Genomic DNA, 11,864 nt, shown 5'->3' with positions numbered 1-11,864 from the left:
TTTTTTTGATTATATATAATATGGGTTGTGAAAACCTAATTTTTTCATTATTTTTTTTTCAATGTTCTCCATTTTCTTTTTATCTTGATATGTATCATGTTTATAATTTAATAAATGTAATGCTGAATGAATAGACATGTGCGCCCAATATTCTAATATATTTTTTTTAAAACATGCCGCTTCTTTATTAATATATGAGGCACATAGAATAATATCTCCAATATAAAAGAAAAAATTTTTTTTTATATTTATTTGTTTAGTTGATTGAAAAGATAATACATTAGTTGGTAAATTTTTATTTCTATATTTTTTATTAAGAAATTGTATTTCTTTTATATTTACTAATCTAATTGTAATTTCTATTTTTTTATTTTTAAAAATTTCTTTTAACCATAACAAAAAATATTTTTTTTTTGGAAAAAAAATATTTTTTTTACATGCTTTCTGAATATATATTTTCATATAATGATTTTTAATAATTATTTTATAATTGATAAAGAATAATATTTATTGTATAAAAATACTTTTTTTTATTTTATGTTACTTCTCCTTTTAGATATGTATTGTAATTAATATCTATTACTTTTAATTTTATAAATTTTCCTATAAATTTAGGATTACCTTCGAAATTAATAATTCTATTATTTTCTGTTCTACCATATAATTCTTGAATATTATTTTTTGCTATTCCCTCTACTAAAACGGATTGAGTAGTACCTAACATTCTTCTTCTCCACTGGAGAGATTGTTGGCTAATTTTTTTTTGTAGAATAGACAGTCTATTTTTTTTTTCTTCTATTGAAGTATTATCGATTAATTTAGCGGCTCTAGTTCCAGGTCTTTTAGAATAAATAAAACTATAACTTGTATCAAAATTAATTTTTGAAATAAAATGTAGTGTTTTTTCAAAATCGTCTTCAGTTTCTCCTGGAAATCCAATGATAAAATCAGAACTAATGTTGATTTTAGGGCGTATGTGTTTTAATTTATTTATTATATTTTCATATACTTCTATAGTATAACCTCTTTTCATTAATCTCAAAATTTTATTTGAACCACTTTGTACAGGTAAATGTAAAAAATTTGTTAATTGTGGTATATATTTATATGCTTGAATGATATCATCACTAAAATCCTTTGGATGACTAGTAATATATCGAATTCTTTGTATCTCTGGAATTTCTGATATAGAATATAATAAATCTGAGAAACGATATTTTTTTTTATTTAATGTATTATTTATATGATATGAATTGACATTTTGTCCTAATAAAATTATTTCTCTTACGCCGATTGTTGTAAGCTTTTTTATTTCTGATATAATTTCTTTATTATCTCTACTAACTTCTTTTCCTCTTGTATATGGTACAATACAAAAAGAGCAATATTTATTACATCCTTCCATAATAGTAACAAATGAAGTAAATTTTTTTGTTTGTTTTTGCGGTGAATAATCAAATTTTTTTAGTGATTTTCCTTTAATATCAATAATTAAATTTTTATTTTTATAGGATTGATATAACAATTTAGGTAATTTATGTAAACTCTGAGGGCCAAAGATTATATTAATAAATTTAGCTCTTTTATAAATTTTTTTTCCCTCTTGAGTAGCCACGCATCCACCTACGGCTATTATAATATCAGGATTTTTTTGTTTTAATTTTTTCCACCGTCCTAATTGATGAAATAATTTTTCTTGAGCTTTTTCTCTAATTGAACATGTATTTAAAATTAAAATATTAGATATTTCTGGTTTATTTGTAACAGTATATTTTTTTTCTTTTTGTAGTATATTTTTTATTATGGAAGAGTCATGCTCATTCATTTGACAGCCCCATGTTTTAATATATATTTTTTTTTTAATTTTATTTGTATTCATAAGTAATTTTATTATTTTTTTAAACATATTTTTTTTAAAAAATATATTTTTTTGTTTAAATGAAAATAAATAATTTATTTTATAGTATATATTATATATATATTTATTTTTTTATTGATATATTAGTTATATTGATGTTTCTAAATTCAACATCTCTTTTATTTTTTGTCTTCTTCTAATTAATTTAAATTTATTTTTTTTATATAATATTTCAGGAATTAGTGGTCTACTATTATAATTAGATGACATAGATGCACCATATGCACCAGTATCATGAATTATAATGTAATCACCTGGATAAACTTTAGGAATATTTCTATAAAAAATTAATCCTTTTTTTTTAAAAGTAAATATATCTCCTGATTCACATAATGGCCCAGCAATAATACATTTAATTGTAGGAGAATTTTTTTTATTTTTTTTATTTATATGTAATACTGATATTTTATGGTAACTACTATATAAAATAGGTCGCATTAAATCATTAAATCCCGCATTTAAAATTACAAAAGTATTTTTTCCCATTTTTTTTACTGAATATACTTGAGCAACTAATATACCAGATTGTCCTACAAGAAAACGGCCTGGTTCAATTTCTAATTCGATTGGACAGTTTAAAATAGAAGAAATTATTTTTTTAGTTTCATTCCATTTTTCAAAATAATTATCAATATTAATTTCTTTATCTTCAGGTTTATAAGGTATATTTAAACCTCCTCCAGCCGATATAAATTGTATTTTTTCGTTTAATTGAATTGAATATTTTTTCATTGCATTACAAACTTTATATAAGTTTTTTTCATTTACTCCTGAACCAATATGGATATGTAATCCAATAAGATTTAAATGATATTTTTTAATAATTGATAATGCTTGTTTAGGATTCCAAATTCCGTGTTTGCTATTTTCTCCTCCTGTATTTGTTTTAATATGATGTCCATCACCAAATTTTGGATTGATTCTAATCCAAACAGGATGTTTTGGGGATGTTTTACCTATTTTTTTTAACATGTCTATTGAACCAGCATTAACTGGAATGTTATATTTAATAACTTTTTCTAAGACTTCATCTTCTAAAATATCAGATGTAAAAACAATATTATTATTTTTAGGTTTAAATCCTGCTATAAGCGCTCTTTTTATTTCCCCTAATGAAACTGCATCAACTTTTATATTATATTTTTTCATTAATTTTAAAATATGTATATTTGAACAAGATTTTTGTGCAAAACGAACAATATCAAATTTTTTTAGTTTTTTTATTTGTTTTATTATAATATCTGCATTATATATCCATATAGGAGTTTTATATTTTTTTATCAAGTAAAGTATTTTATTTTTTGTTAATATTTTTTTGTGTAAATTTGATTTATAATACATATTATATTCCATATTTTTTTATAATGAATTATTTAAATATAGTTAATTACTAAATATTAAGCGCTATATTTAGTATATACAATTTTATTTCCTATCTATTTTTTGATTGTATTTTTGTATCTGATTTTTTTTATTAAATTATATTACAGAATATAAATTATCTTTTTTATTTATATTATATCTTTTTTAAAATAGGAAAAAGTATAACATCTCTTATATTTTTTTGATTAGTTAAAATCATAATTAATCTATCAATTCCTATACCTAATCCAGAAGTAGGTGGTAGTCCATGTTCTAATGCTGTAATATATTCTTTATCATAATGAAAATTTTTTGATATGTTTGTATTTTTTTTTTGTGATTTTTGTAGTTTAAAGCGCTCTTTTTGTTCTTCAGGATCATTTAATTCAGAAAAACCATTAGCTATTTCATAACCTGATATAAAAAATTCAAATCTTTCGACAATATTACTATTTTTTTTGTTTGTTTTAGCTAATGGAGAAATTTCAATTGGATATTCAGTTATAAATGTTGGAGAAATAATTTTTTTTTCTGTAGTTTTTTCAAAGATTAAATGAATTAATTCTCCAAGAGAATTACATAAATTAGTATTTAAATTAAATTTTTTTGCTATTTTTTTTGTTTTTTTTATATTTTTTAAATCAGATATATGAATATTTTTGTTAAATTTTAATATTGATTCAATCATTGTCATTTTTTTAATGGGTTTTTCGAAATTTAATGTATATTTATTATACTTAATAATTAATGAATTAAACATTTTTTTTATTAAAAATATACACAATTTTTCTAAAAGAATCATCATATCAGCATAATGACTGTAAGACATATAGATTTCCATCATAGTGAATTCAGGATTATGTCGAGTTGATAGTCCTTCATTTCTAAAATTTCTATTTATTTCAAAAATTTTGTCAAATCCGCCAATAATTAGTCGTTTTAAATATAGTTCAGGCGCAATTCTTAAATACATTTTTTCATTTAATGCGTTGTGATAAGTGACAAATGGTTTTGCATTTGCGCCTCCCGGAACTGGATGCATCATTGGTGTTTCAACTTCTAAAAAATCTTTTTTTTTCATAAAAGAACGAATATTAGAAATGATATATGATCTTTTTTGAAAAATTTTTGTTATTTTAGAATTAGATATTAAATCTAAGTATCTTTTTCTATATTTTATTTCTTTGTTTTTTAGTCCTGAATATTTATCTGGTAAAGATCTTAATGCTTTAGTTAATAAATATATTTTTTTACAGTAAATTGATAACTCTAATGTATTTGTTTTAAATAATATTCCTTTAACTCCAATTATATCTCCCAAATCTAATTCAATAATATAATCTATATAGTAATTTTTTGGAAATATATTACTTTTTATATATATTTGAATGTCATAATTATTATTTTGTATTACAAAAAAAGAAGCTTTACCTAAAATTCTTTTGTTGGTTATACGGCCTGCTATGTTAATTTGATAGTTTAGTTGTTGTAAATCGTCTTTTGTATGATTTTTATATAAAGAATTTATTTCTTTAATTGTTTTTGTACATTTGAATGTATTAGGAAAATTAAAACCTAATTTACGTAATTGAATTAATTTATTTTTTCGTATATAATTTTCTTTATTTGATGAAACTTTTTCTTTTTTTAATTTAATTTTTTTAAGCATTTTTTTTAAAATCCCATTTTTAAATTTGTTTCAATAAATTGATTTAAATCACCATTTAAGACATTAAATATATCATTTCGTTCAATATTTGTTCTAATATCTTTGATTCTAGAATCATCTAATATATATGAACGAATTTGATTGCCCCATCTTATATCAAGTTTATTTTTATTGATATTTTCTTTTTCTAGATTTTTTTTTTTAATTTCCATATTATATAGTTTTGCTTTTAATTGTTTTATTGCTGTATTTTTATTTTTATGTTGTGATCGATCATTTTGACATTGAGTAACAATTCCGGTAGGTATGTGAGTAATTCGTACAGCTGATTCCGTTCGATTTACATGTTGCCCGCCTGCACCTGATGCTCTATATACATCAATTCTTAAATTTTCTGGTTTAATATCTATCAAAATATCTTTTTTTAATTCAGGATATACAAATATTGAACTAAATGAAGTATGTCTTTTATTGCTTGTATCAAAAGGGCTTTTTCGAACCAATCTATGAATTCCAGTTTCAGTACGAAACCAACCAAACGCAAAATTACCTTTAATTTTTAATGTAACAGATTTTATTCCCCCGGTCTCTCCTATTGATTCTGTAATAATTTTTGTTTTAAAATTTTTACTATATGAGTATTTTAAATACATTTTTAACAATATTTTTGTCCAGTCTTGTGACTCTACTCCCCCAGATCCTGATTGTATATCCATATAACAATTATTTTTATCATATTTATTTTTAAACATGGTATATATTTCTAATTTTTTTATTTTTTTTTTTATTTTTAAATATTGCATATTAATTTCTTGTATAATAGATAAGTCTTTTTCTTCATTAAAGATGTGCATCCAATATTCTATTTCTTGAAATATTTTAATTATTTTTTGAATTTTATATATTTTTTGTGATAATATATTTTTTTTTTTATATAATGCTGATACTATTTCATAGTTTTTATGTAATATTAAATTTTTTATTTGTTTGTTAATATATTTAATTTTTTTTTTTTTATTAAAAAAGTCAAAGATTCCTCTTTAATACAGTAATTTTATTTCTTATTTTTTGTATTTTTTTCTGTAAAATAATTTGATCAAACATTTTTTTCTCTTTTTTAAAAATATTTTTTAAATATATATTTTTATTTATTATAGTCTTTAAAAAAAATTTATATTATAAATAACAAGTTATATAAGTTTATATATAATATAATTATTTTTTTTATAAATATCAACGATTTTTGTTATATTATATAGTAATGTTATATTTATATTTTATAAATATTTAAAAAAAGGTTTTTTATGAAAAATAATATTATTAGTAATAAAATTGTTTATTTAAGCAATGATTTACCTATTTCATATATGAAATTAGATGAATGGTCTGTAGTATGTGTATCAGGGTTAGACAAAAAAAAATATTTAAATGATCAATTTACCATTGATATAAATATGATTGGTCAAAATCAGTATAAGTTTGGAGCTCATTGTAATATCAACGGAAAAGTTTGGACTTCTTTATTAATATTTCAATATGATAATTATTATATATATATAATTAGATCATCAGTATGTAAAAAACATATATATGAATTAAAAAAATATTCTTTATTTTCTAAAGTTAATATTTTTGAAGAAAAAAAATTTCATATATTTGGATTATGTGGGTTTTATGCATATAAATTATTAGAAAATTTTTTTTCTATAAAATTAAATAAAAAAAAATCTATGATAATTGTTCATAATATAATTATATTAAGAATTAATAAACCAATTAAAAGATTTTTAATTATTGCATATAAAGAAGATTTAATTGATTTTTTAAAATTTATAAATTGTAAAGCACGATATAGCAATAGCATGCAATGGATAGAATTAGATATTGAATCTTGTTTCCCTATTATGAATGAAGAAATAATGGGTCGTTTTATATTACAATCATTAGATTTAAAGAAATGGGGGGCAATTAACTTCAATAAAGGTTGTTATTATGGACAAGAAATATTATGTAAATATGAAAATAAAAAAATAAATCAATTTGTTATCTGTGCTTTAATAGGCGAGCATTATCAAGATAATATTACATATATTTGTGAATCTATTGAGTATATTGATATTTCAGGTTTTAGATATAATGTTGGTATGGTTTTATACTGGGTTCATGTACATAAACAACAAATATTATTACAAATACGTATGAAAAAAAAATTTTTTAATAAAGAAAATATTTTTTTTTTACCATCACATCCAAATAGTTTTTTTAAAATATATAATATTTAATTTTTTTGTGAAAATATATGAATATTACTTTTTAAGTGTTTTTACTATAAACAATATTATTTATTTTAATTAATTTTTTAATATTTACATATTTTTATATTTTTATTTGATAAAAAGAATCTTTGAATGGAATAAGATTCTCTTTATTAGTTACAAAAAATATTAGTTTACTGATATAGAACTGTATATTTTTATATAAAAATATTATTTTTTTTTAGCTTTTTTTCTATCACTTTCTTTTAGATGTATTTTTCTAAATCTTATTGAATTTGGTGTAATTTCTACTAATTCATCATCATTTACAAAATTAAGAGCATATTCTAGTGTAATTTTTATTGGTGTAATTAAATGTATAGCTTCATCTGTCCCTGAAGCTCTCATATTTGTTAGTTTTTTACCAATTAAACAATTAACTGTAAGATCATTTGATCTATTATGTATTCCTATAATTTGTCCTTCATATACTTTTTCTCCATGTTTAATAAACATTTTTCCTCTATTTTGTAGATTAGAAATTGAAAAAGAAACTGCTGTGCCTGTATTTTTAGAAATTAGAACTCCATTTTTTCTCTGTCCAAATTGATTTTTTTGCACAGGCCCGTAATGGCTAATAGAAGAAAAAAAAGTACCACCTCCAGAAGTAATATTCATAAATTCAGATCTAAATCCAATTAATGATCTACTAGATAAAATACATTCAATCTGGATTCTTTCTTTTTCGCTATTTGTGATACTTTGTATATCTCCTCTAAGTTCACCTAATTTCTTTATTAATTGTCCTTGATTATTTTTATTAATATCTAATAATACATTTTCAAATGGTTCAGTAAGAATATTATTTTTCTTTTTTAAAATTACTTTTGGTCTTGAGACTTCTAATTCAAAATTTTCCCTACGTAATTGTTCTAGTAGAATTGATAAATGTAATTCCCCTCTTCCAGAAACGGAAAAAATATTTGAATCTTTTGTTTCTTGAACCTTTAAAGAGATATTTCGAATTGTTTCTTTTTTTAAACGTTCTAAAATTTGACGGGATGTTATATATTTACCTTCTTGCCCACAAAATGGTGATTGATTTACACAAAATAACATATTTACTGTTGGATCATCTATTTTTAAATTAGGTAAAGGATTTAAAAAATCTGGATCACAAATAGTATCTGATATTTCAAGATTATTTAAACCAGTAATTGCAATAATATCTCCTGCTGATGCTTTTTTTGTTTTTTTTTGTTTTAAACCATAAAATTTTAATATATTATTAATTTTTCCTGTATAAATTTTTTTTTTATTTCTTAAAATTGAAACAGTTTGATTAATTTTTAATTCCCCTTGTTGTATTTTTCCAATTCCTATCATTCCAAAATAATTATTAAAATCTAATTGTGATATTTGCATTTGAAAAAAATTTTTTTTTGTTATTTTAGGTTTTGGTGTATATTTTATAATAGCACTTAGTAATGGAATCATACTATTTTTCATATTATTAGGATTATTGCCTGATTTTCCTAATAAAGCGGATGTATATATTATTGGAAAATCTAATTGTTCATCATTAGCCGATAGGTTGACAAACAAATCAAATATTTGGTTAATAACCCAATCAGGTCTAATTGTAGCTCTATCCATTTTATTGATTACAATAATAGGCTTAATATTATATAAAAATGATTTTTTAGTTACATATCTTGTTTGGGGCATAGGGCCTTCAAAAGCATCTACTACTAATAAAACAGAATCTACCATAGATAATATTCTTTCTACTTCTCCTCCAAAATCAGCATGTCCTGGTGTATCAATAATATTGATATGATATTCGTTCCATTGTATTGATGTATGCTTTGATAGGATTGTAATTCCTCTTTCTTTTTCTAGTTCATTAGAGTCCATAATTCTATCAATTTTTTCTTCATGTTTTTCAAAAGTACCAGATTGTCGCAATAATTGATCAAGTAGTGTTGTTTTCCCATGGTCCACGTGCGCAATAATGGCAATATTTCTAATTTTTTTTTTCATATAAATACCAATTTTATTTTAAAAGTTAAATAGTATACAATTTTAAATATTAATTGTTAGATAAAATATTATTTTTTATTTAAATATAGTTTTTTTAATATAGAGATTTATATATATTTTATATATTATTTTATGTATAAATAAATTAGGATTTATGCAACAATAATTTATTGTGATTTAGATTTGATATTTTAAATAAATACTATTATAGTATCTATAATCTAATGTATTTAGTTTATAAATATGTTTTTATTTTACAATATTTTTTTATAAAGATGAATATTTTAAAATTAATTATGTTCTTATAAAAAAATTAATTTTATTAATTAAAAAGGGAAAATAGTTATTGAAATCTATTAATTTTAATAAAACTTTTTTTTTAAAAGGTATTATAAATTATCATGAATTAAAATATTTTTCAGGAATAGAAATTGCATTTTTGGGTTATTCTAATTCTGGTAAATCTAGTATAATTAATTGTTTAGCAAATAATAAAAAATTAGCTAGAGTTAGTAAATTACCCGGTAGAACGAGTACAATAAATTTTTTTAATGTTTTATCAGATTTTAGAATAGTGGATTTTCCAGGTTATGGATATTCTAAAATAAATAATTTTACTAAAAAATTATTGGAAAAAAATATTTTTTTTTATCTAAAATATAGAAAATGTTTAAATGGTATTGTAATTTTATCTGATATTCGATTACCAATGAAAATATATGATAAAATGATTTTAAAGATTTTAAAAGATAGTTTATTACCAATTTTAATTATTTTAACAAAAAGCGATAAAGTTTCTAAAAAAAATAAAATAGAAAGATTATTACATTTACGTAAAAAATTATCTCATTTAAATATGAATATTACTATATTTAGTTTTTCAAAGAAAAATAAATCAGATATTTTTTTTTTACAAAATCAATTATCTGAATGGTATTTTTTATATAAAAATAAGTAATTTATTTGTTTTTCATTTCTTTCCAATTTTTTCCTGTTTTAATAGAAACGCATAGTGGTATATTTAATAAAATATTATTTTCCATATAATTTTTTATTATATGCATGAGTATATTTTTTTTTTCTTCTTTAATTTCAAATATTAATTCATCATGTATTTGCATAATTATTTTTGCTTTATTTATAAATTTTTTTTGAAATATAGAATTTAATTTAATCATAGATTTTTTTATTATATCTGAAGCAGTATTTTGTATTATTGTATTAACACAAAAACGTTTTGCTTTTTTTTTGAGAATATTATTATGTGAGTTAATGTTTGGAATATATAGTTTTCTTCCAAAAAGTGTTTTTATATATTCTTTTTTTTTTGCAATATTACATATTTTTTTTATATATTTTTTGATTTTTTTATATCTTGTAAAATAATTATCTATATATTCACTAGATTTTTTTATAGAAATATTGAGTTTTTGAGATAAACCGAATGGACTAATTCCATATAATATAGAAAAAATAACAATTTTTGCAGTATTTCTTTGAAAAGATTTCACTTGTTGATAATGTATATTAAAAATATGAGCAGCTATTTTAATATATATATCATCATTATTTAATAAATCTTTGATTAAATTTTTATCTTGTGAATAATAAGCTATAATTCTTAATTCAATTTGTGAGTAATCGGCTGATAATAATAACCATTTTTTTTTTGCTATAAATGCAATTCTTATATTTCTTCCTAATTTAGTTTTAATAGGAATATTTTGTAAGTTTGGATTACTAGAAGATAATCTACCTGTTAATGTAGATGTTTGATGATAGGTTGTATGAATTCTATTTGTTTTTTTATTGATTGAATGGATTAAGTTATTTAAATATGTATTTTTTATCTTTTTAAGAAATCGATATTGTAAAATAATTTTTGGTAATGTATGTATGTGAGATAGTTCATTAAGAACTTTTTCATCAGTAGAAATATTTCCTTTTTTTGTTTTTTTAATATGCGGAAATTTATATTTTTTAAATAATATGTTTATTAATTGTTTCGGGGAATCAATATTAAATTTTTCTTTTGTTAAATAATATATTTTTTGTTTTAATTTATATATTGTATTAGTAATTTTTTTTTTTTGTTTTTTTAATATTCTTTTTTTTATTAATACACCATTATTTTCTATAGTAGATAAAACATTTAGTAAAGGCATATCAATGGATTGAAATATTTTTTTAATAGGATATATTTTAAAGTATATTTTTGTTTGAATATATATTTCAAAAGATATTTCTGATTCTTTAATAATAGAATTTATTTTTTTTTCTGATTTTATATGGTTTTTTTTTGTGGAATATTTTTTTATAAGGTATTTATAGTAATCACCGTGATTATGACTTAATTTACAATAATAATATATGATTAATATATCAAAATACATACCATTTAATATTATATCATATTTTTTAAAAATATGAAAAATGTTTTTCATATTTTTTCCTATTTTTTTGTATTTTTTTTGTTCTAGTATGGGTTTTAAATTTTTTAATATATACTGTATAGTAATTTTTGTATTGTCTTTGTTATTTGTATTAGAATTATACCACCAGGTTATATTTTTATTTGTAGTAATAGATATAGAAAAAATATTTTTTTTTTCTTTTT

9 protein-coding genes are annotated in these 11,864 nt (G+C 20.3%); 2 read left to right on the top strand and 7 right to left on the bottom strand.

Annotated elements, in window-relative coordinates:
* Positions 1-9 precede the first annotated feature (9 nt).
* From ybeY to prfB, 5 genes are all read right to left on the bottom strand, one after another.
* Positions 10-462: an rRNA maturation RNase YbeY gene (gene ybeY, locus BUCIPICE3303_RS01430; RefSeq protein WP_154049334.1), complete on the bottom strand. Its 453-nt coding sequence runs from the start codon at positions 460-462 to the stop codon at positions 10-12.
* A gap of 73 nt (positions 463-535) precedes the next feature.
* Positions 536-1,879: a tRNA (N6-isopentenyl adenosine(37)-C2)-methylthiotransferase MiaB gene (gene miaB, locus BUCIPICE3303_RS01425; RefSeq protein WP_154049333.1), complete on the bottom strand. Its 1,344-nt coding sequence runs from the start codon at positions 1,877-1,879 to the stop codon at positions 536-538.
* Between the two features lie 126 nt (positions 1,880-2,005).
* The gene (lysA, locus tag BUCIPICE3303_RS01420; RefSeq protein ID WP_154049332.1) at positions 2,006-3,259 is read right to left on the bottom strand and encodes a diaminopimelate decarboxylase; all 1,254 of its coding nucleotides are present in this window, start codon (positions 3,257-3,259) and stop codon (positions 2,006-2,008) included.
* A 175-nt stretch (positions 3,260-3,434) separates the two neighbouring features.
* On the bottom strand, positions 3,435-4,949 hold the full coding sequence (lysS, locus tag BUCIPICE3303_RS01415; protein ID WP_154049331.1) for a lysine--tRNA ligase: 1,515 nt from the start codon (positions 4,947-4,949) through the stop codon (positions 3,435-3,437).
* A gap of 5 nt (positions 4,950-4,954) precedes the next feature.
* Positions 4,955-6,053, bottom strand: a protein-coding gene (prfB, locus tag BUCIPICE3303_RS01410) for a peptide chain release factor 2 (protein WP_172598705.1) whose coding sequence is annotated in 2 segments (ribosomal slippage) — positions 4,955-5,977 and positions 5,979-6,053 — 1,098 coding nt in all. Because the reading frame shifts where the segments join, the coding sequence is not laid out codon by codon here.
* A 200-nt stretch (positions 6,054-6,253) separates the two neighbouring features.
* On the opposite strand from prfB, the gene BUCIPICE3303_RS01405 reads away from it, so the two are divergent.
* The gene (locus tag BUCIPICE3303_RS01405; RefSeq protein WP_154049329.1) at positions 6,254-7,231 is read left to right on the top strand and encodes a hypothetical protein; all 978 of its coding nucleotides are present in this window, start codon (positions 6,254-6,256) and stop codon (positions 7,229-7,231) included.
* 204 nt (positions 7,232-7,435) lie between these two features.
* Here the strand turns inward: BUCIPICE3303_RS01405 and typA are convergent, their stop codons facing one another.
* Positions 7,436-9,247: a translational GTPase TypA gene (typA, locus tag BUCIPICE3303_RS01400; RefSeq protein WP_154049328.1), complete on the bottom strand. Its 1,812-nt coding sequence runs from the start codon at positions 9,245-9,247 to the stop codon at positions 7,436-7,438.
* Between the two features lie 346 nt (positions 9,248-9,593).
* Between typA and yihA the strand changes: the two genes are divergently transcribed.
* Positions 9,594-10,205, top strand: a complete 612-nt coding sequence (gene yihA / locus BUCIPICE3303_RS01395; RefSeq protein ID WP_154049327.1) for a ribosome biogenesis GTP-binding protein YihA/YsxC — start codon at positions 9,594-9,596, stop codon at positions 10,203-10,205.
* Position 10,206: 1 nt separating this feature from the next.
* Here the strand turns inward: yihA and BUCIPICE3303_RS02105 are convergent, their stop codons facing one another.
* Positions 10,207-11,691, bottom strand: coding sequence for a DNA polymerase (locus tag BUCIPICE3303_RS02105; protein ID WP_232512960.1), 1,485 nt, complete (start codon positions 11,689-11,691; stop codon positions 10,207-10,209).
* Between the last annotated feature and the right edge of the window lie 173 nt (positions 11,692-11,864).

Origin of the sequence: Buchnera aphidicola (Cinara piceae) (assembly GCF_900699035.1) — a bacterium.
In the GTDB taxonomy this organism is placed as follows: domain Bacteria; phylum Pseudomonadota; class Gammaproteobacteria; order Enterobacterales; family Enterobacteriaceae; genus Buchnera_F; species Buchnera_F aphidicola_AV.
This window is presented reverse-complemented; position numbering and strand designations above follow the sequence as displayed.

Bases quoted from the DNA above. Each gene is read 5' to 3' on its own strand.
- typA (WP_154049328.1), bottom strand. From the start codon at position 9,247: ATGAAAAAAAAAATTAGAAATATTGCCATTATTGCGCACGTGGACCAT.
- lysA (WP_154049332.1), bottom strand. From the start codon at position 3,259: ATGTATTATAAATCAAATTTACACAAAAAAATATTAACAAAAAATAAA.
- ybeY (WP_154049334.1), bottom strand. From the start codon at position 462: ATGAAAATATATATTCAGAAAGCATGTAAAAAAAATATTTTTTTTCCA.
- BUCIPICE3303_RS02105 (WP_232512960.1), bottom strand. From the start codon at position 11,691: ATGAAAAACATTTTTCATATTTTTAAAAAATATGATATAATATTAAAT.
- miaB (WP_154049333.1), bottom strand. From the start codon at position 1,879: ATGAATACAAATAAAATTAAAAAAAAAATATATATTAAAACATGGGGC.
- BUCIPICE3303_RS01405 (WP_154049329.1), top strand. From the start codon at position 6,254: ATGAAAAATAATATTATTAGTAATAAAATTGTTTATTTAAGCAATGAT.
- lysS (WP_154049331.1), bottom strand. From the start codon at position 4,949: ATGCTTAAAAAAATTAAATTAAAAAAAGAAAAAGTTTCATCAAATAAA.